Here is a 20,013-nt window from a genome sequence, read left to right on the forward strand (position 1 = left end):
GAGCAAATTTCTCTTCTCGCCATTGTTGACTATTATTATTTTATTATATTATGGTTAGGCATATTTTGAATAACGAAACCATCTAATAAATTACCATTAGCTTTCTTGTTTCTTTTTATTCTATCTGCTCCCCATGTGCCCCACTGTTTAAAGAAAAAAGGTATATGGTTAAAGTCTGCTTGTTTTTTTATATTTATTATCCAGTCTTTTTCCATTAAGCGTGCTTGAACACCACTTTCGCCGCCAACAATTATCCAATCAATACCCGTTAAATCTAACTCTCCCAAATCTTCAAGTAAAGGTTCACAAGAAATGAATTTTACTTTGGCGGGTAAATTTCGAATATAATCCATACGATATTTTGATTGTTTATTCTCAACAGTAACACCAAGCCAAGTATTTAAGGGGATGGTCCTTTCTTTAAAATATTCACCCATTCGTTCAGCTCTCTTAGTCAAAATCTGATAAGTGTGTTGTGGAGTTTTACTTATTGTATCAAATACTTTATCAATAAATTCAAATGGGACATTATTATGAAAGAGATCACTCATGGAACAAACAAAAATCATAGATTTTTGTTTCCACGTTATTGGTTCATATAAATCTTCAGGATGCAGTGTGACATTAAAGCCATGACTGTATTTGGGATTTCTCATACCTCGTAATCTGTTAGTCATAACATATGCATAACAATGTTGACATCCTGCGGATATTTTAGTACATCCTGTTACAGGATTCCAGGTCTTATCTGTCCATTCAATAGATGTTGTAGCCATTATTTAAATTCTATGATGCAATTTTTTGATATTAAAACGGAAACTATATGATTTTTTCCGTCTGTAAATTTTGATTTTATGCGATTTTCTTCAACTAATTCTCTTAATGCTTTTGCATAATGAGATCGGCAATAGTTACCTGTAATTTGATGTTCTTCAAATAACTCAAAAGCCGTGATTGTTTTTCCTTTATATGAAGAATAGATATTTTCCTTTAAAATTTCAATATTTTGTTTACTAACATCAAATAATTCTGCAATAGGGTTATTTATTTTTTTTACATCAAAAGTGTAGGTGTTTATTCCATCAAAAATAGTACCTACATTAGCAAAGTCATTATATATCGTTTTTATTAAGTCAAATCCTCTTTTCCCTTTCGTTAAATGTAAAATATAATGACTTGTTGTATCAATATCCTCTTCTTGAAATCTGAATGCTGTATAATAAACTTTACTATTTAAAATCTTTTGGTATTCTAAGCCTAAATAGTCAATGATTAATTGCAATCTTTCACCTACTGATTGTTTATATTTCCTATTAGATTTGATTATTTCATATGTAGTTGGAAATAAATCTCGCATTAAAGACTCAAATTTCTCATTTTCTAAGGCTGGATGTATTCTTTTAGTATTAATAAATATAAATATCTCATTGCCCCAATTTTGTAAAAATTGTGCAAGAACGTTTGTCTCAATACCCTTATACCCAAATGGATCAATAAAAAGTAATGCGGGAGATTCATTATAGTTTCCTACATGTGTATTTCTTATTAAATATTGTGTAATTTTTCCCCATTCTCCTACTGTACGATCTCCAAAAAAGGGATTTATAACAAAAGACCCTTTAGGAAATTCTTCAAAGAAGTTTTTCTCTAATTGTTCTTTATAAGTATTATCATTAAAAATAAATCGTACATGTTGCTGCAAAAAATTATTTTTTATACAATTTCTAGCAACCAATAGCGGGGTTGAAACATTTCCATCTTCATATTTGCCAGGGCCGGCAAATAAATCTATATATCTTAACTCTTTAGGTTTATGCTTATTTATTATGATATTACAATATTTGGGAAAATATTCTGAAATAATGCTTGCCTTAATTCTCGAAGACATTGTTTGCTGCTCAAAAAAATGATTTTCTTTCATGTCCAAACTCTCTATTGCTATTATTTATCAATTGTCTTACATCTATTTGTAATTTATTAGCTATTTTTATCAACATTTCTAATGATGGTTGGCTTGTGTTAGAACACCAGCGTGAAACTGTAGATTCATTTTTTCCTAATTGCTCAGCCAACCATTTTCCTGTTTTTTCTTGTTCTGCTAATACAACTTTTATTCTATTAATTTTTTCTGTTTTCATGTTGAGTATTTATTACAAAATACTACAATAAATTGACTTTATTTGCAAATATACGGATAAACGATAATTATGAAAAATATAATGATATATTTTTATAATTATAAAACAACTATATTGTTAAAATATTCATTTGTTTTGTGTATTTCATTTGTCATATATTAACCCCATTTCGAGGTTTACGTTTCATCCCACTAAGTATTTGTGCGGATTGTTCCTGATAGGATAGAGGTTGGCTTTGTTTTTTGCCAGCCTCTATCCATTTAAGGAGTTCGTCCTCATAGAAATATAATTTTTTACCACGTTTATAGCTTGGGATGAGACCTGTACGAGCAAGTCTATAGATTGTCGGTTTTGATTTTTGGATAAGTATGCTAGCCTTATCTATGTCAATTAGTTGATGCTGATGATCAAGTTTCTGTGGTCGTAGGGTTTCAACTAATTGGTAAATTTTCTCTACTTGTTCTGTTAAATAGCTTACAGCCTGCGGAAGCTTGTCGAATGTGATAGGTTCTTTTGTCATACTATCTGTTTTTGCTTTTGAGGATTAATACTTGTTGATGCAGTATTTATGAATATAAAGTCTGATTTATTGAATTATATGTGGATTTAATTTAATCAGGCATTCTGTTTCTGAGTGAGACATCTTTTTGATTATCGTGTTGATTTCATTTTCTTTCATGGTATCAGCAAATACTTTTTTAATGAATTCTGCTGTATAAGAACGTCGTTTACCTAATGCTTTACCTATGTTCCAACCCAAATGCATAACATCTATAGCTTTCAATTTTGAATCTACTTTTATAGGAATAATATCGATAGCAGTTTTATCCTGAAAGAAATCTGAAATATAAGCACAGAGGCGCTGCAGATTTTCTTGGCTTGTATAAGCAGCCATCGTTTGATGGATGTATATATGTACTAACTCTAGCTTTTTATCGTTCGTACGTTTCTGTTCTATAATAGTATTCGATCGGAGTTTTTCATATTCCATAAATGCTTGTTCTGGTGCAATCACAGAATCATTAAGATGTTCATGGATAGATAAAGATTTGCTATGATGACATAAATATATAATTATCTCGTATAATGCAATTTGCATTGATATATATAATCCTGTAGATATTATAAAGACCGATATAAAGATAATATTTGAGCTGAATTGATCAAAGCCTGCATTGACTGCTTCAATGCGTATAGCAAGTGCTATAAGAAGTAATGTTCCAGCTACACTAGAATCTAAAATATAATATTCAAATTTCTTCAAATACATAAGCCATATGTTTAACTGTTCGTAAGCAAAGGTAATGTTTACTGATTATGTATTATCAGAAAATGACAAGAGTGACATCAGACTTCATCAAACGTCACTAATTGTCATAAATAGCTTGATTATTATTGGAAAGTATGAAGTGTTCAGATGGAATAGGGGCGGATTAATTTATGGGATTGAATATAAGACATGGATTTATAACTTATCATATAATAAACAAAAGTGGTATTCTTTCTATATTATATGATAAGTTATGCTATAATTCCAATAATCGTTCCGCTAATGGCGCATAATATTTTTGTACTTCTTCAGCTGTTGGAGTATGACCGCCAGGAAAGTGGTATGAATATTTATAATGCATTAAAAATAAAGGCTCAAAGTGTGCCAGATGGTCATTCTCACCAAATATTCCCCATATATTTTCTTGGTTAGCTACCTGACAATTGTCCCATTGATGCTGTTGAAGTTCTGCGAATTCATCAATCAATGTTTGGTTAATGACAAGCTGCTGATTTCCGTTAGCTCGTGGTGATTTGTATTCATGCGAACCAATACGTACTATCAAGAAGCGTGTCATTTCGAAATGAGGATTTCCGAGTAAAGCAGGGATATTGTTTTTAGATGCTACTATCTGTGCCAAAAACGAGCCATTACTGTTTCCTACCAATATATCAGGTTGTTCTTGGTTGCACAATCTTTGGATAAAGTCGATAGCTTCCTGTGGATGCAGGGGTAAGTCTGGACTCAAGACTGTTGCCTTACCGCTGAAATATTCTTTCAAGGCAAGAGCTGGGATACATGTACCTGATGCAAAGAAACCATGAAGGAAAAGAATTTTCTGTGCCATAATCAACAACCGCTTCCGTCAATATTACATGTTGCTCCTTCATTAATAGGACGTGAACGTAATCCGGCATCTTCTGGATTCAAAGTAACTGTACCGTCTTCCAATACAAAGCAAGGAATTCCAACGGCTCCAACACTTTTGGCTTCATTAAAGGCTGGATGATGATCCCGTAATCTCAAGAATGCTTTCAAATCTCTTACGTGTTGACCAATATCGATGACCTCATATTGGTTATTACCTTTTACTTGTTCTTCTACATACGTACAATCCGGACAAGTTTCCATTCCATATATTTTTATCATAGCTGTAGTTATTCATTTAAAGACTCAATTTTCTTCAAAGATAGCGATTCTGTCAGATAAAGCAAACATAAAAACAGGTCATATCCGATAGATTTATCAGATATAACCTGTTATAGATAAGATAAGAGTTATATTATTTCAACGAAATCTTATTCGCTGTCTCTCGTTTTTTCGAATTGACCAAATCAGCATAAATCTGTGTGGTCGAAACATTTTTGTGAGTAAGCATTTTCGATACTGTATAAATATCTGTGCCTAAAGAGATTTGTATGACGGCGTACGAATGACGGAAACAGTGGAACAGGATACATGAAGTAAGCAGAGGAAGAAATGAGAAAGACAAACGTAACGAGTTGAATATGAGCAGATATTCTGTTATTTGCTAAAATGAGAAAAAGCAAAAATGGATAAAGTATTGCAGTAGTTCAGTTACCAGAGTGTTAGCTGTCCAGTTACCTAAGGCGAAGAGGTAACAGAATGAAGATTAAAGAATCTGAAACTGCGATAATTTTTCATTGATTCTCAATGTTTTGCATATCAAAGAACGCTTATGTGTGAGGTAATTTTGCCATTAAAAAAATAAGCGTATGAAAGTAGAAAAATTCAAGGTGTTGCTCTACCTGAAAAAGAGCGGTCTTGATAAATTCGGAAAGGCTCCGATAATGGGGCGAATAACGGTAAACAACACGATGGCGCAATTCAGCTGCAAGCTGTCATGTACTCCGGAGTTATGGAATCCAAGAGAAAGCCGACTGAATGGAAAGAGTAAAGAGGCCGTTGATATTAATGCGAAAATTGACCGGCTCTTGCTTTCGGTCAATTCTGCATTTGATTCACTTGTTGAACGTAAGATTGATTTTGATGCGGTAGCTGTAAAAGAGCTTTTGCAGGGAAGTGTGGAAACCCAGATGACTTTGTTGAAACGGCTTGATATGCATATCGAGGACATGCGTTCAAGAATCGGTATTGATGTGGCAAAAACTTCTATGTCAACATATGTTTACACACGCAGATATCTTGGCGAATATATTCAAAAACGATTTAAGACAAGTGATGTCGCTTTTGGGCAGTTGAATGAACATATACCTTGGGAGTTTCAGGATTATATTTTAAAAGATAAAGGTCTTGCGGTGGATACGGCAAGACATTATCTGGCAATCCTGAAGAAAATCTGTCGGATGGCATTCAAGGAAGGATATGCTGAGAAGCGTTATTTTGAGAATTTCAAACTACCACAAGAGAATCGGAAACCACCACGGGCTTTGAGTCGTGAGGATTTTGAGAAGATCCGTGATGTTGTAATACCACCGGAAAGAATCACTCATAATATAGCCAGGGATTTGTTCCTCTTTGCTTGTTACACAGGAGTTCCGTATGCGGATGCAGTTTCAATCACTCGAGAAAATATATACAAGGACGATAAAGGCGATTTATGGTTAAAATACCTGAGAAAAAAGAATGAATATCAAGCCCGTGTCAAACTGCTTCCTGAAGCTATTGCTCTTATAGAAAAATATCGTTCTGAAGACAGGAAAGAGCTTTTCCCAATGATATACCATCCCAATATGAGACGACATATGAAAGGTTTGCGGGATCTGGCAGGTATAAGCTGTGATTTGGTCTATCATATGGGAAGACATACCTTCGGAAGTCTGATAACCCTTGAAGCTGGTGTCCCCATCGAAACAATCAGCAAAATGCTGGGCCATACCAATCTGACAACTACCCAGCTTTATGCAAGGGTAACTCCTAAAAAACTTTTCGAGGATATGGACAAATTTATCGAAGCTACAAGTGATATGAAACTGGTATTATAAAATTAAAAAAGAAAGAATCATGAGAAGTACATATAAGCAACTGTATTATATAAACCGCAGTAAAGTCAAATCTGACGGGACCACATCAATTATGTGCCGTATTACAATAGACGGAAAGGCTGTTGTATTATCGACTGGGTTGTATTGTCAGCCGGAAGAGTGGAACAGTAAGAAAGGAGAAGTCAAAAACAACAGGCTGAATGGAATGCTTGGTGAATATAAAAAACGCGTAGATGAAACTTATGCTGAACTGTTGAAAGTAAACGGTGTCATTAGTGCTGAATTGCTGAAAACAGCCATGACTGGAGCTGTCGGTATCCCGAAGTATATATTACAGGCAGGAGAGGTGGAACGGGAAAATCTAAAAATCCGTTCCATTCAAATAGATTCAACTTCCAGTTACCGGCAATCAAAAATGTATCATTACTACTTGGGTGAGTATATCCGTTCTCTGGGTAAGGAGGACATGCTTTTTACAGATATTACCGAAGAATTCGGTATTAATTACGTTTTGTATCTGAAAACAAATTACCCTCATAAGTCGTCATACCGGAACCATTGTCTTTGTTGGCTGAAACGCCTGGTCTATCTTGCTGTGGACAACGGAATTTTGAGATATAATCCTTTGGATGATATAAAATATGAAAAGAGGCTACCCGCAAAGCTCATGTATATAAGCAAGAAACAACTTCAGGAGATAATGAGCAGTCCTAAACCAGATCCATTACAAGAACTGGCAAGAAGGACCTTTATATTTTCATGTTTTTGCGGTTTGGCTTATGTTGATGTACGCAATCTTTATCCGCATCATATTGGTACAACTGCAGAAGGGCGGAAATATATCAGAACTTATCGTAAGAAAACAAGCGTTGAGTCGTTTATTCCGTTGCATCCGATAGCAGAGCAGATAATATCCTTGTATAATACAACAGATGACAGTAAACCCATTTTCCCGTTACCAATACGTGATATGATTTGGTTTGAAATACATGAGTTGGGATTTTCCCATCAGTTCAAACATAACCTGTCATATCATCAAAGTCGTCACACTTTTGGTACCCTGATGGTCTCTACAGGGGTTCCTATGGAAAGCATATCCAAAATGATGGGACATACAAATATCAGAACGACACAAGGATACGCAAAAGTTACAGATGACAAGATTTCAGAAGATATGGATAAACTAATGGAGAAAAGAAAACATATAATCAACCCCGATAATATTTAACGTATGGAAAGAGGAAAAATAGCCATTGACGGGTATGGAAATATAAAAATTCAAACAAAATGTACTTCTGATATTTGGATGAATGAGCCGGAGTTAGTGGATTTCTTTAACATTATAGCACCTACTTTCAGAGCTGCAGTCCGAGCCATCTATAAAAAGGGTATATTGAAATCAGGAGAAGTCGAAAAACGTGTTAAACGAAAAGATGGGTTCTATGAAAATCTTTATAGTGTGGAAATGATTTTTGCATTGGCTTTCCAATTGGATACTTATGTAGCCAGTCAATTACGGAATTTTTTGATATATAGAGCTATGAATACATCAGCAAAAAATTTCTTTTGCTTTATTAATCAAAAATGGGTTAATGTAAAATGTTAATTGTAATGAGAGCCGATAGCGGAGTAGGACGGTACCTTCAGCTATCGGCTCTTGCCGTTTCAATTAGAATTATCTTGTTTTATAAGCTTGTTTATAATTTTCCTGAAGCATTTTTTCAATGTCGCTTTCTCTGTATAGGATTTTACCACCTAATTGATAGTATGATATTATTCCTTCATTACGATAATCTTGAAGTGTCCTTCTGCTGAGTCTTAGTAGAATTGACACTTCCTTATCTGTCAGATAACGTTCTCCATCCAATAATGGACGGTTTGCTAGAGCCATATTCTCAATTCTGTTTCGCATGCGTTCAAAACTTTCCATAATGTGTTGAATCCATGCATTACTGTCAGTATTAAAATCATTCATCTTTTATTTGGATTTAGTGGTTGTGTAATCTTATAAGATTTAGACTCTCTTTTTAGTGGTATGAGGATTGTTTTTTATTCTTATTGCAATATTCTGTACATCTTCGGGCTTATAGAACATTTTGTGTTTTATCTGTGAGAAAGATAATGTTCCGTTATCGCGTAAAGTCTGTAAAGTACGCGGAGATATATTCAGAAAATTACATACTTCCTGGTTGTCCATCCATTTGTTTAATTTCTTGTCATTCCTTTGGTTACAAATTTCCATAACCTTTTGCTCGAACTGTTCGAACTTTCGTACCATTTCCTCAAACATTTGTTTTTCAATTCCTACAAATTCCATTTTGCCTCCTTTTTTAGTTATCGTTTGAAAATTGTTTTGCTGCAAATAAAAGACATAACATGCGTAAAGCAATGGATTTATGAAAACTGGCAACTTGTTGCGCCGTTTGTCCGGGTAACGGAGCCATTTCTCGGAAAAATCTCACGTGAGCCACGTAGTGAGTTGTTAAAGCCCCTTTTGTTTATTGCTGAACTTTGCCGCAGGAACAAGAAAAAAGACAGAACATGAAAGTGATAACGATGGAAAGTTCCGCATACAAGGCAATGATGGAACAGATTGCAGAAGTAGCCGGCTATGTCCGTGAAATCAGGGAGGCGATGAAACGTGAAAATACGGACAGGCTTCTCGACACGAATGAAGCCGCCAGAGAACTGGGCGTAAGCAAGCGGACCTTGCAGCGCATGAGGGATGATCACCGTATCAGATACGTGGTCCTGCGGCGCAAATGCCAGTACAGGCTCTCGGAAATCCGGAGGATTCTTGACTCCCATACCATCCGGGAGGACGACAGAACACTCGATGAACTGCACCATAACAGCAGACTGCCCACCGGAAACGGCAGGCAGCCGAAAGGAAGGAGGACATGAACATGGAACTGCTGACAAAGAAACTGTTTGAGCAGTGGATGGAAACCATCCTTGAAAGGCTTGAACGTCAGGACGAGATGCTGCTTGCCCTGAAAGCACCGGAAAAACGGGAACACACGCCGGACAGGATACGGCTCTTTGACAACCAGGACCTGTGCCTGCTGCTCCAGATAAGCAAACGGTCACTGCAACGTTACCGCAGCACGGGAGCCTTGCCCTACAAGATACTGGGCAAGAAGACCTATTACAGCGAAGATGACGTGCTGAAATTCCTGTCGGAACACGTAAAGGACTTCCAGAAGGACGATGTCGAGTTCTACAAGGCTCGTATCCATAATTTCTTTAATAAATAACAATTAAAAATTATTCAAATGGCAAAGAAAAGCGACGAAAAGGACGTGCTGATAGTCCGTGACGAAAAGACGGGCGAAATCAGCGTGGTAGCCGGCCTTAATGCGGACGGCTCGCCCAAGCGGACTCCGGCAAGGCTGGACAACGCAAAGGATTTTCTACTGTTCGACAAGCATGGCGACATGCTCGACAACTTTTTCAAAAACTTCTTCCGGCAATGCAAGGAACCCAGCCGCTTCGGTTTCTACCGCATAGCGGCGGATCAGGTGGATTCACTTCTGGGAGTGATGAAGGACCTGCTGCAGAATCCTTATCAGAACAAGGACATCCTTGCCCCGCACAAGGTGGACACATTCCCCTATCAGATGCAGGCGGAAGAAGAGAAAAAAGAGAAGAAAGAGGAACAGGGTGAAACCCAAAAACAGGAAAACATGGAACAGAAACAGGAAAAAACGCAGGAAAAGCCTCAGGTCCGACAAGGCTACCAGCCCATTGACGAGAGTTCAATCAACTGGCAGGAACTGAAAGAGAAATGGGGCATCGACCGTGAGGAGCTTGAAAAGTCCGGTGACCTGCAGAAGATGCTCAACTACGGCAAGTCGGATCTGGTGAAAGTGACCCCAAAGTTCGGGGAGGAAACCTTTGAACTGGATGCCCGCCTGTCGTTCAGGAAAAACGAGGACGGCAGCATCGGTCTTGTACCGCATTTCATCCGCAAGGAGCAGAAACTTGACGAATACAAAGAACACAAGTTCTCGGAAGACGACAAAAGGAATCTGAAGGCTACCGGCAACATGGGACGTGTGATTGACCTTGTGGACAAGGAAACCGGAGAGATTATTCCCTCGTACATCAGCATTGACCGCAAGACGAACGAAATCACCGATGTCCCTGCCAGCAAGGTACGCATACCGGAAAGAATCGGAAAGACGGAAATCACCAAACAGGAGCAGGAAATGCTCCGTGCGGGGCTGCCGGTAAAAGACAAGCTGGTGGAACGCAATGACGGAAGGAAGTTCGTAACGACCCTGCAGGTGAATGTGGAACAGCGCGGAGTCGAGTTCGTGCCGGGCACCGGAAAGTCCCCGCGTACCGTACAGAAACAGGACAACACGGAACTGCCGGAACTGGAACCGGACATGAACGACGCTGAAAAGCAGGATGCGAAGCAGCAGAAAAGGAACACATGGACGAACGAGGACGGCAGTATCCGCGGCATCACCAAATGGTGCGGCAAGCCCCTGACGGAACAGCAGCAGGCGGACTACAAGGCAGGCAAGACCATCAGACTGGAGAACGTGACGGACAAGCAGGGGCAGCACGCCATCATGTATGTCAAGTTTAATCCGGAAAAGGGACGCCCGTACCGCTACGATGAAAATCCGGACAATGCCCAGAAAGTCGCCCCGTCGAACGAAAGCCGGACACAGGTAGCCGTAAACAGCGAGGGCAAGACGAACGAAGCGACCAAGAACATCAAAGAGCCGCTGCAGCAGGGACAGTCAGCCCCGAAGGATGACGCACAGAAGCAGCAGCAGGAAAAGCCCAAGAAAAACAAAGGCATGAAAGTATAGTCCCGCACACCACTAAATCCAAAAACATAAAAAACAGAATCAAAACAAATCAGTATGAAAACAATCATAGCAGAAAAGCCCAGTGTGGCACGTGAAATCGCCCGCATCGTGGGTGCCGGCAAGCGAGAGGAAGGTTATCTGACCGGAAACGGTTATAATGTGACATGGGCATTCGGACATCTTGTCCAGCCCGCCATGCCGGAAGAATACAACCTGCACGGCTTTGTACGCAGCAACCTGCCCATCATTCCCGAAACCTTCACGCTTGTTCCCCGACAGGTAAGGACGGAAAAAGGATACAAGGCGGACAGCAGCGTGGTCGCCCAGATAAAAATCATTACCAGACTGTTTAAGGACAGCGAGCAGATTATTGTGGCGACCGATGCCGGCCGCGAAGGTGAGCTGATATTCCGATACCTCTATCATTATATCGGCTGTACGGTCCCGTTCGTGCGTCTGTGGATAAGCAGCCTGACGGACAAGGCTATCCGTGAGGGACTGAAACACCTTGAAGACGGAAGCAAGTATGACAACCTTTACCATGCCGCCAAAGCCCGAACTGAAGCCGACTGGCTGGTGGGGATAAACGGAACGCAGGCACTGTCCATCGCAGCCGGACGCGGAACCTACTCGGTGGGACGTGTCCAGACGCCGACACTGGCGATGATCTGTGAACGTTATTGGGAAAACCGCCGTTTCACCCCCGAAGCCTTCTGGCAGTTGCATATCTCGGCAAAAGTACAGGACAGTGACGGAGTCGTGAAAATGCCGTCGGTGGAGAAATGGAAGGACAAGGCAACCGCAACAGCCCTATATAATAATGTAAAGGAGAGCAACACGGCTACTGTCGTGAAAGTCGAACGAAAGGAGAAAATCGAAGAAACACCGCTTCTGTATGACCTGACCACACTCCAGAAGGATGCGAACACGAAGTACGGGTTCACGGCAGAGCAGACACTCGACATCACGCAGAAACTTTATGAGAAGAAACTCGTCACCTATCCCCGAACCGGCAGCCGATACATCCCGGAAGATGTCTTTGCGGAAATACCGAAACTGCTGGCTTTCATCGGCAGACTCTCACAATGGAGCGACAAAATCCCGCAAAAGCCGGAGCCTACCCGAAGAAGCGTTGATGACAGCAAGGTGACAGACCATCACGCACTGCTGGTTACTGGAGAAAAGCCCCTGTTCCTCTCCGAAGATGAAAGTAAGGTGTACCATCTGATAGCGGGACGCATGATAGAAGCCTTTTCGGAAAAATGCGTGAAGGACGTGACAGCCGTCACGGTGGAATGTTCCGGTGTGGTGTTCTCAGCCAAAGGTCATGTAGTGAAACAGGCCGGATGGCGTGCCGTCTGCAAGGAAGAACAGGAAGAGACGATACTTCCGGACTGGAAAGAAGGGGAACTGCTGCACCTCAGCGGCTGTTCCATGACCGAAGGAAAGACCAAGCCCAAGCCTCTCCATACGGAAGCCACCCTGCTCTCGGCGATGGAAACGGCCGGCAGGGAAATCGAGGACGAGGAACTGCGTCAGGCACTGAAGGACTGCGGTATCGGAACCCCCGCCACCCGTGCCTCCGTCATTGAAACGCTCTTTGCCCGCGAATATGTGATAAGGCAGAAGAAATGCCTTGTGCCCACAGAAAAAGGGCTTGCCCTCTATTCCATTGTCAAGACCATGCGCATTGCCGACGTAGCCATGACCGGCGAATGGGAAAAGGAGCTAGCGTGCATCGAACGCGGAGAGGTACCTGCCGGAAAGTTCCGCAAGGAGATTGAGGAATATGCGACGTCCATCACCTCCGAACTGCTGTCGTGCGAAAAGCTGTTCGGGAAAAAGGATTCAGGCTGCACGTGTCCCAAGTGCGGAACGGGCAGGATGCAGTTCTTCGGCAAGGTGGTACGATGCGACAACACGGAATGCGGCCTACCCATATTCAGGCTGAAAGCCAACAGGATGCTTACCGATGATGAAATCAGGGAACTGCTGACAAAGGGAAAGACGGGTGTTCTGAAGGGATTCAAGAACAAGCAGGGCAAGCGTTTCGATGCCGCCCTGGTCTTTGATGCCGACTTCAACACCGGTTTTGTCTTTCCGGAAAGAAAGGACGGTGCGGCATCCGCAAAAAAGAGAAAGTGAGGAATGGGAAGTAAGGGATAATCCGCCTTTCGGATGAATTATCAGCGGAATTTATTTCGTATTTCATCCGGATTGGACTACCTTTGCCACTGATTCAAGGTTCATAAATCATCATACTGATCAAGACTTTGGATTTAGTGGTGGCACTCGGAGGGATACCGGGTGCCTTTTCTTCCCCTTCTCCGTATATCCGGACATTTGTCAAATCACTAAATCCATTGTAAAAATGAACAAGAAGAATCTTGAACAGACCGAACTTTCCTATTACGGTCTGTATCTGCTGAACTATCTCAAGGAAAACAAGTTTGAACAGGCTTCCGATGCCGCCTTCGTGAAGGCGCGTGCCGATGAAGCCGCAGAAGCCTATGAGCGTGCAAGGCTTGAGGGGTACACTCCCGACGGTGCGCAGGAGATTGCCATGTCTGCACTCGTCCACGGCCTGCATTATTCCCGATACGCCATCCTGAGTGAAGTCGTGGAAAGCGAGTTTCATGAAGAGATTCCGGAAGACGCGCGTGAGGGCTTTGTAGAGAAACTGCTGCCGCTTGTGGGCAACGTATTCTCCATTTACGACCTGTCAGACGACCAGTTCGCCCTGTCGTCCGACTATGACCTGCTCTATACGGAGCTGACGGGAGCCGTCGTCCTTTACCTGAGGGAGTATGGCATTTAACCGCAAGCAGAAACTACGCGACAACATCGAGGCGATACGGACAGCATTCACACTGGAGAAGGAACAGCGCACGCCCACCGCGCGTGAACGTGTGCTGCTGGAAAGGTATTGCGGCTTCGGAGGACTGAAGTGCATACTGAATCCCGCCAGGGAACTGACGGATGCCGTCCATTGGGCGAAATCTGACCTCGACCTGTTTGCCCCGACCATCGAACTGCACCGGCTGATCCGTGAGAACAGCCGGGATGAAAGGGAATACAAAAGTTATGTGGACTCGCTGAAATCATCGGTACTGACGGCATTCTACACGCCGGCGGAAATTACGGGTGCAATAACGGAAGCCCTGTATGACCGCAAGGTGCGTCCCGACCGCGTACTGGAACCGTCCGCCGGGACGGGTGCTTTTGTGGATGCGGTGCTGCAATACCAGCCGCAGGCGGATGTGATGGCTTTCGAGAAGGACCTGCTGACGGGCAAGCTGCTGGGCTGTCTTTACCCGGAACAGAAAATCCGCACGATGGGTTTCGAGAAAATCGAAAAGCCGTTTCTGAACCATTTTGACCTTGCCATCTCCAATATCCCTTTCGGGGATTTCGGAGTGTTCGATGCGGAGTTCAGCCACAGCGCATCCTTTGGCAGACGTTCGGCACAGAAAGCCATCCATGACTATTTCTTCCTGAAAGGTCTGGATGCGGTGCGTGACGGCGGCATCGTGGCGTTCATCACCTCGCAGGGGGTATTGAACAGCTCGAAGGTATCCGTCAGGAACGAGATGTTCAGCAAGGCGAATCTGGTATCGGCAATCCGCCTGCCCAACAACCTGTTTACCAACAATGCGGGTACGGAAGCCGGCAGCGACCTGATCATCCTGCAAAAAGACCTGCAAAAGAAGGAACTGACACAGGAAGAGAGGGTACTGACCATCATACAGACGGAACATAACGGCGGACTGACGGAGAACGCCTATTTCGCCTACCACACGGAACGTATCGTACATACCGATGCAAAGAGGGGTACCGACCCGTACGGAAAACCCGCCATGATATATACGCACAGCGGAGGTGTGGAAGGTATCGCGACAGATCTGGGCAGGATGCTTGCGGAGGACTTGCGCAAACGTCTAGACATGGAACTTTATCAGGGACGCAGGACAGCGGCGGAACAGACCGTACAATCCGCCATGAGCATCTCCATACCGGAAACTGAAACAGTGAAGGCGGAAAGGTCAGTTCCCGAACCTGAACCCGTCCGGCAGCAACCGGAGAACAGGGATGCAGCGACAGAAGAAAAGGCACAACCGGTTGCGGAAAGACAGGAGACCGGGACGCATGAGCCGGAACAGGCTCCAACCGTGCAGCTGACACTCTTTGACCTGTGGGAATATACGGAAGAGGAACGCAATCAGGCCCTTTCGGGCAAAAAGAAAAAGTCCGCAGCCAAGTCAAAGGACAAGAACGGCAAGAAACAGGCACAGGTTACGCCGAAGGTTACGGATGAACCGGCGGCTGCACCTGACGTTTCCCCGCAAAAGGAGACTGAAGGCGAAAAGACGGAAGATGTAAAAACGGAAGATGCGGAAGCCAAAGAAACGGCAGCCCAAGCCCATCCGGACGACATATATGCGGATATAGACTGGGAGGAGAACCCGCCCATCAACGGTTTTTACGAAACCATGATGCACCTTACCCCCGAAGTGCGTATCCAGCTCAGGCATGAGGCGGAGAAACACAGACAGGAACTGCTCGCAAAGTCCGGCATGAAAGACACCCTCGACCCGGCGGTTGTGCCATCGTCGGATTCCCGACCGGTGCAGCAGGCTGACATGACACCCGGGTCAAAACAGGCGCCGGAAGATGAAAGCCCATTGCCGGAAGGCATGACCGCTACGGCTGAGAATCCGTCCGGACAGACGGGAACAACTTCCGCTTCGCTGTTCCCGGAATATGATACGAAACCTGCCAAGGAGGAAGCTGCCGACCTGACACCGCACCCGTACAGCGGGACGGTGGAAGCCCATCACCGTGACGGCTCAATGGTGGCGGAAGGGACCGCCGTCGGGTATCTGAGGGGCATCACCCCCTATGGAGCCACCTTCCACCCGCTTGACCTGAAAGGCTACCAGAAGGAAAAGGCCCTGCTGTATATATCCATCCGTGACGCCTATGAACGCCTGTACCGGAATGAGGCGGAAAACCGGACGGAGGACAGCCGTCAGCGTGAATACCTGAACGTGTCCTATGACGAGTTCGTGATGCGTTACGGCAACCTGAACGCCAGACAGAATGCAAAACTTCTGATGATGGATGCCTCCGGGCGTGACGTCCTTGCACTGGAACGTGCCGAAGAGGGGAAATTCGTGAAGGCGGACATTTTCGAGCGTCCCGTTTCCTTTTCGGTGGAAACATACGTCAATGCCGGGTCGCCCGAAGAAGCCCTGTCCGCCTCGCTCAACAGATATGGCGGCATAGACCTCGACTTCATGCGTGCCATTACCGACAGTACGGAAGAGGAACTGCTCGGAGCCCTGCAGGGACGTATCTATTACAACCCGCTTGTTTCGGGCTATGAGATAAAGGACCGTTTCATTGCCGGAAACGTGATAGAGAAGGCGGAGCGTGTGGAAGAATGGATAAACGACCATCCCGGACATGAGCGGCTTGCGGATGCGGAGCAGTCTCTTGAAGCCCTGAAAGCCGCCACGCCGCAGCGTATCGGTTTTGAGGAACTGGACTTCAATTTCGGCGAGCGATGGATTCCGACAGGCATCTATGCCGCCTACATGAGCCATCTGTTTGACACGGAAGTGAAAATCTCCTATTCGCCGAGCCTTGACGAGTTTTCGGTGGCATGTGCCTACAAGAACATGAAAATATGGGAGGAGTTCTGTGTAAAGGGCTATTACCGGAACTATGACGGCATGAGTCTGCTGAAACACGCCCTGCACAACACCTGCCCCGACATGATGAAGAAGGTCGGCGAGGACGAGAACGGAAACGACATCAAGGCACGCGACAGCGAGGGCATCCAGCTCGCCAACGCGAAGATTGACGAAATCCGTAACGGCTTTACTGAGTGGCTGGAGGAACAGTCGCCACAGTTCAAGGAGCGTCTGACGACCATGTATAACCGGAAGTTCAACTGCTTCGTTCGACCGAAATATGACGGCTCGCACCAGACATTTCCCGACCTGAACATGAAGGGGCTGGAAAGCCGGGGCGTGAAAAGCATCTACCCATCGCAGAAGGATTGTGTCTGGATGCTGAAACAGAACGGAGGCGGGATCTGCGACCATGAGGTTGGAACCGGCAAGACGCTGATAATGTGCATCGCAGCACATGAAATGAAACGTCTCCGGCTTGCCCACAAACCGATGATTATCGGGCTGAAGGCGAATGTCTCCGAAATTGCGGCGACCTATCAGACGGCCTATCCGAACGCACGTATCCTGTATGCCTCGGAAAAGGACTTTTCAGCTGCCAACCGCGTTCGGTTCTTCAACAACATCAAGAACAATGACTATGACTGCATCATCATGTCGCACGACCAGTTCGGAAAAATCCCGCAGTCGCCGGAACTGCAACAACGCATCCTGCAGGAAGAGCTGGATACGGTGGAGGAAAATCTGGAAGTGCTGCGCTCGCAGGGCAAGGACGTGTCGCGTGCGATGCTGAGAGGACTGGAGAAACGCAAGTTCAATCTGCAAGCCAAGCTGGACAAGGTAGAACACGCGATAAAGTCGAGGACGGACGATGTGGTGGACTTCAGGCAGATGGGCATCGACCATATTTTCATAGACGAGTCGCACCAGTTCAAGAACCTGACGTTCAACACAAGGCATGACCGTGTGGCGGGTCTGGGAAACTCGGAAGGCAGCCAGAAGGCACTGAACCTGCTGTTTGCCATCCGCACCATCCAGGAGCGGACGGGAAAGGATCTGGGAGCGACGTTCCTGTCGGGCACGACCATCAGCAACTCGCTGACGGAGCTGTACCTGCTGTTCAAATACCTGCGTCCGAAGGAGCTGGAAAGACAGGACATACGATGCTTTGACGCATGGGCGGCAATCTTCGCCAAGAAGACGACGGATTTCGAGTTCAATGTGACGAACAACATCGTGCAGAAGGAACGCTTCCGCTACTTCATCAAGGTGCCGGAACTGGCGGCGTTCTACAACGAGATAACGGACTACCGCACGGCGGAGGATGTGGGTGTGGACCGTCCGCACAAGAACGAGATACTGCACAACATACCTCCCACGCCCGACCAGGAATATTTCATCAAACAGCTGATGGAATTTGCCAAGACGGGCGATGCCACACTGCTGGGACGCGGAAAACTGTCGGAAACGGAGGAAAAGGCGAAGATGCTCATCGCCACGGACTACGCAAGGAAGATGGCACTGGACATGCGCATGATAGACCCGGAATATGAAGACCACCCGGACAACAAGGCGAGCCACTGCGCAAGGATGATAGCGGAATACTACCACAGGTATGAAGCACAGAAAGGAACGCAGTTCGTGTTTTCGGATCTGGGAACATACCAGACGGGAGAAGGCTGGAACGTGTACAGCGAAATCAAGCGCAAATTAGTGGAGGACCACGGCATACCGGCACAGGAAATCCGGTTCATACAGGAGTGCAAGACGGAAAAGGCACGCAAGGCGGTGATTGCCGCCATGAATGAAGGTTCGGTGCGTGTACTGTTCGGCTCGACGAGTATGCTGGGTACGGGTGTGAACGCACAGAAACGATGTGTGGCCATCCATCATCTTGACACACCGTGGCGCCCGTCCGACCTTGCACAGCGTGACGGGCGTGGCGTGCGTGCGGGAAACGAGATCGCCAAGTATTTTGCCGGCAACAATGTGGATGTCATCATCTATGCGGTGGAAAAGTCGCTGGACTCGTACAAGTTCAACCTGCTGCACTGCAAGCAGACGTTCATCAGTCAGCTGAAGAGCGGCGCAATGGGCGCGAGAACCATAGACGAGGGAGCGATGGACGAGAAATCCGGCATGAATTTTTCGGAATACATGGCGATACTGTCGGGAAACACCGACCTGCTGGACAAGGCGAAGCTGGAGAAGAAGATAGCCTCGCTGGAGGGTGAACGCAAATCGTTCAACAAGGGCAGACGCGAAACCGAACGGAAACTTGAATCCAAAACCGCCACATTATCCGACTCGATAGAGAAAACCAGGGGTATGACGGAAGACTGGGAAAAGTTTACGGCAGCTGTACAGACCGACAAGGACGGCAACCGCCTGAATCCGATACGGGTGGACGGACTGGAACAGACGGATGAAAAATCCATCGGCAAACGCCTGCAGGAGATAGCGAAGAACGCCACGACCGGCGGACAGTACAAGCGTGTAGGCGAACTGTACGGCTTCCCCATCAAGGTGATCAGCGAAAGGACGCTCAAAGAAGGTCTGGAGTTTATCGACAACCGCTTTGTCATAGAAGGCAATTACAAGTACACCTACAACAACGGACATCTGGCAATGGCTGACACACATGCCGCCGCTACGAACTTCCTGAACGCATTGGAAAGGATACCGGGTATCATCGACCAGTACAAGGAAAAGATCGCCACGCTGGAGCGTGAAATCCCGCAGTTGCAGGAGATAGCCGGAAAGACATGGAAGAAGGAGGACGAGCTGAAACAGCTTAAATCAGAACTCGCCGCACTAGACCGCAAGATACAGCTGGAGCTGACTCCGCCGACGCCGGAAAGTACGGAAGAGAACCGGCAAGGCAGCGAGAAGAAACAGACGGAACAGCAGCCGGAAAGCCCGCACGCGGACTTCGTGCGCAGCCATCTGGTTATCGGAAGACCGGGGCTGACGGAACCGAAGGGCATGAAAATGTGATTGATATAATTATTTAGCAAGAAAGACAGATGACAATTTTTAGTGAGAACATAAATGCTCATCTGTCTTTTCTTAATTATTAAATTATGTGAATTTTTTACGCAAATCTACCTATTG

Annotated in this window: 18 protein-coding genes and 1 pseudogene; 9 read left to right on the forward strand and 10 right to left on the reverse strand. The window is 44.9% G+C overall.

From position 1 onward, the window contains the following. Window positions 1–35 precede the first annotated feature (35 nt). From OIM59_RS06830 to OIM59_RS06865, 8 genes and pseudogenes are all read right to left on the reverse strand, one after another. Window positions 36–776, reverse strand: a complete 741-nt coding sequence (locus OIM59_RS06830; protein WP_303895860.1) for a phage Gp37/Gp68 family protein — start codon at window positions 774–776, stop codon at window positions 36–38. Next, a complete protein-coding gene (gene tcmP / locus OIM59_RS06835; protein ID WP_303895862.1) occupies window positions 776–1,921 on the reverse strand; it encodes a three-Cys-motif partner protein TcmP in 1,146 nt (381 codons plus the stop codon). Before tcmP ends, OIM59_RS06830 begins: the two co-directional genes overlap by 1 nt. Continuing rightward, entirely contained in the window at window positions 1,899–2,138 is a 240-nt protein-coding gene (locus OIM59_RS06840; protein WP_303895864.1) for a helix-turn-helix transcriptional regulator, read from the reverse strand. Before OIM59_RS06840 ends, tcmP begins: the two co-directional genes overlap by 23 nt. Before the next feature lie 151 nt (window positions 2,139–2,289). Continuing rightward, complete coding sequence (locus OIM59_RS06845; protein ID WP_303895866.1) at window positions 2,290–2,658, reverse strand: helix-turn-helix domain-containing protein; 369 nt, start codon at window positions 2,656–2,658, stop codon at window positions 2,290–2,292. A 66-nt stretch (window positions 2,659–2,724) separates the two neighbouring features. Beyond that, the gene (locus tag OIM59_RS06850; protein ID WP_303895867.1) at window positions 2,725–3,408 is read right to left on the reverse strand and encodes a hypothetical protein; all 684 of its coding nucleotides are present in this window, start codon (window positions 3,406–3,408) and stop codon (window positions 2,725–2,727) included. Between the two features lie 256 nt (window positions 3,409–3,664). Continuing rightward, entirely contained in the window at window positions 3,665–4,255 is a 591-nt protein-coding gene (locus tag OIM59_RS06855; RefSeq protein WP_303895868.1) for a YqiA/YcfP family alpha/beta fold hydrolase, read from the reverse strand. A gap of 2 nt (window positions 4,256–4,257) precedes the next feature. Next, complete coding sequence (locus OIM59_RS06860) at window positions 4,258–4,557, reverse strand: glutaredoxin-related protein (protein WP_117887529.1); 300 nt, start codon at window positions 4,555–4,557, stop codon at window positions 4,258–4,260. Between the two features lie 133 nt (window positions 4,558–4,690). Next, window positions 4,691–4,858: pseudogene (locus tag OIM59_RS06865) on the reverse strand (tyrosine-type recombinase/integrase); the annotation flags it as partial. Between the two features lie 286 nt (window positions 4,859–5,144). Here OIM59_RS06865 and OIM59_RS06870 point away from each other — a divergent pair. From OIM59_RS06870 to OIM59_RS06880, 3 genes are read left to right on the forward strand one after another with little or no spacing between them, the layout of a single operon-like run. Further along, window positions 5,145–6,374, forward strand: coding sequence for a site-specific integrase (locus OIM59_RS06870; protein ID WP_302023757.1), 1,230 nt, complete (start codon window positions 5,145–5,147; stop codon window positions 6,372–6,374). A 19-nt stretch (window positions 6,375–6,393) separates the two neighbouring features. Further along, entirely contained in the window at window positions 6,394–7,602 is a 1,209-nt protein-coding gene (locus OIM59_RS06875; RefSeq protein ID WP_303895874.1) for a site-specific integrase, read from the forward strand. A gap of 3 nt (window positions 7,603–7,605) precedes the next feature. Beyond that, entirely contained in the window at window positions 7,606–7,980 is a 375-nt protein-coding gene (locus OIM59_RS06880; RefSeq protein ID WP_303895876.1) for a hypothetical protein, read from the forward strand. Between the two features lie 69 nt (window positions 7,981–8,049). Here OIM59_RS06880 and OIM59_RS06885 read toward each other — a convergent pair whose 3' ends face one another. After that, window positions 8,050–8,349: a helix-turn-helix domain-containing protein gene (locus tag OIM59_RS06885; RefSeq protein ID WP_272712165.1), complete on the reverse strand. Its 300-nt coding sequence runs from the start codon at window positions 8,347–8,349 to the stop codon at window positions 8,050–8,052. Between the two features lie 39 nt (window positions 8,350–8,388). Continuing rightward, window positions 8,389–8,691 carry a helix-turn-helix domain-containing protein gene (locus OIM59_RS06890; RefSeq protein WP_303895878.1) on the reverse strand — a complete coding sequence of 101 codons (303 nt, stop codon included), beginning with the start codon at window positions 8,689–8,691 and terminating at the stop codon, window positions 8,389–8,391. 224 nt (window positions 8,692–8,915) lie between these two features. Between OIM59_RS06890 and OIM59_RS06895 the strand changes: the two genes are divergently transcribed. The 6 genes from OIM59_RS06895 to OIM59_RS06920 all read left to right on the forward strand — a co-directional run bounded on the left by OIM59_RS06895 (window position 8,916) and on the right by OIM59_RS06920 (window position 19,896). Then, window positions 8,916–9,278 (forward strand): helix-turn-helix domain-containing protein, encoded by a 363-nt coding sequence (locus tag OIM59_RS06895; RefSeq protein WP_303895880.1) that lies wholly within the window; start codon window positions 8,916–8,918, stop codon window positions 9,276–9,278. A gap of 2 nt (window positions 9,279–9,280) precedes the next feature. Next, on the forward strand, window positions 9,281–9,631 hold the full coding sequence (locus OIM59_RS06900; protein WP_217770530.1) for a helix-turn-helix domain-containing protein: 351 nt from the start codon (window positions 9,281–9,283) through the stop codon (window positions 9,629–9,631). An 18-nt stretch (window positions 9,632–9,649) separates the two neighbouring features. Continuing rightward, window positions 9,650–11,203 carry a DUF3945 domain-containing protein gene (locus OIM59_RS06905; RefSeq protein WP_303895882.1) on the forward strand — a complete coding sequence of 518 codons (1,554 nt, stop codon included), beginning with the start codon at window positions 9,650–9,652 and terminating at the stop codon, window positions 11,201–11,203. A gap of 54 nt (window positions 11,204–11,257) precedes the next feature. Further along, window positions 11,258–13,348: a type IA DNA topoisomerase gene (locus OIM59_RS06910; protein WP_303895883.1), complete on the forward strand. Its 2,091-nt coding sequence runs from the start codon at window positions 11,258–11,260 to the stop codon at window positions 13,346–13,348. 226 nt (window positions 13,349–13,574) lie between these two features. After that, a complete protein-coding gene (locus tag OIM59_RS06915; RefSeq protein ID WP_303895885.1) occupies window positions 13,575–14,021 on the forward strand; it encodes a DUF1896 domain-containing protein in 447 nt (148 codons plus the stop codon). Continuing rightward, window positions 14,011–19,896 carry an N-6 DNA methylase gene (locus OIM59_RS06920; RefSeq protein WP_303895887.1) on the forward strand — a complete coding sequence of 1,962 codons (5,886 nt, stop codon included), beginning with the start codon at window positions 14,011–14,013 and terminating at the stop codon, window positions 19,894–19,896. The genes OIM59_RS06915 and OIM59_RS06920 overlap by 11 nt, the downstream gene beginning before the upstream one ends. Window positions 19,897–20,013: the final 117 nt, after the last annotated feature.

It is taken from the genome of Bacteroides mediterraneensis, assembly GCF_025993685.1.
GTDB lineage: Bacteria > Bacteroidota > Bacteroidia > Bacteroidales > Bacteroidaceae > Phocaeicola > Phocaeicola mediterraneensis_A.

Excerpts from the sequence above, each read along its gene's own strand:
- OIM59_RS06850 (WP_303895867.1), bottom strand. The coding sequence starts at position 3,408 with ATGTATTTGAAGAAATTTGAATATTATATTTTAGATTCTAGTGTAGCT.
- OIM59_RS06915 (WP_303895885.1), top strand. The coding sequence starts at position 13,575 with ATGAACAAGAAGAATCTTGAACAGACCGAACTTTCCTATTACGGTCTG.
- OIM59_RS06845 (WP_303895866.1), bottom strand. The coding sequence starts at position 2,658 with ATGACAAAAGAACCTATCACATTCGACAAGCTTCCGCAGGCTGTAAGC.
- OIM59_RS06880 (WP_303895876.1), top strand. The coding sequence starts at position 7,606 with ATGGAAAGAGGAAAAATAGCCATTGACGGGTATGGAAATATAAAAATT.
- OIM59_RS06895 (WP_303895880.1), top strand. The coding sequence starts at position 8,916 with ATGAAAGTGATAACGATGGAAAGTTCCGCATACAAGGCAATGATGGAA.
- OIM59_RS06830 (WP_303895860.1), bottom strand. The coding sequence starts at position 776 with ATGGCTACAACATCTATTGAATGGACAGATAAGACCTGGAATCCTGTA.
- OIM59_RS06870 (WP_302023757.1), top strand. The coding sequence starts at position 5,145 with ATGAAAGTAGAAAAATTCAAGGTGTTGCTCTACCTGAAAAAGAGCGGT.
- OIM59_RS06890 (WP_303895878.1), bottom strand. The coding sequence starts at position 8,691 with ATGGAATTTGTAGGAATTGAAAAACAAATGTTTGAGGAAATGGTACGA.
- OIM59_RS06875 (WP_303895874.1), top strand. The coding sequence starts at position 6,394 with ATGAGAAGTACATATAAGCAACTGTATTATATAAACCGCAGTAAAGTC.
- OIM59_RS06905 (WP_303895882.1), top strand. The coding sequence starts at position 9,650 with ATGGCAAAGAAAAGCGACGAAAAGGACGTGCTGATAGTCCGTGACGAA.
- OIM59_RS06860 (WP_117887529.1), bottom strand. The coding sequence starts at position 4,557 with ATGATAAAAATATATGGAATGGAAACTTGTCCGGATTGTACGTATGTA.
- tcmP (WP_303895862.1), bottom strand. The coding sequence starts at position 1,921 with ATGAAAGAAAATCATTTTTTTGAGCAGCAAACAATGTCTTCGAGAATT.
- OIM59_RS06840 (WP_303895864.1), bottom strand. The coding sequence starts at position 2,138 with ATGAAAACAGAAAAAATTAATAGAATAAAAGTTGTATTAGCAGAACAA.
- OIM59_RS06920 (WP_303895887.1), top strand. The coding sequence starts at position 14,011 with ATGGCATTTAACCGCAAGCAGAAACTACGCGACAACATCGAGGCGATA.
- OIM59_RS06885 (WP_272712165.1), bottom strand. The coding sequence starts at position 8,349 with ATGAATGATTTTAATACTGACAGTAATGCATGGATTCAACACATTATG.
- OIM59_RS06855 (WP_303895868.1), bottom strand. The coding sequence starts at position 4,255 with ATGGCACAGAAAATTCTTTTCCTTCATGGTTTCTTTGCATCAGGTACA.
- OIM59_RS06910 (WP_303895883.1), top strand. The coding sequence starts at position 11,258 with ATGAAAACAATCATAGCAGAAAAGCCCAGTGTGGCACGTGAAATCGCC.
- OIM59_RS06900 (WP_217770530.1), top strand. The coding sequence starts at position 9,281 with ATGGAACTGCTGACAAAGAAACTGTTTGAGCAGTGGATGGAAACCATC.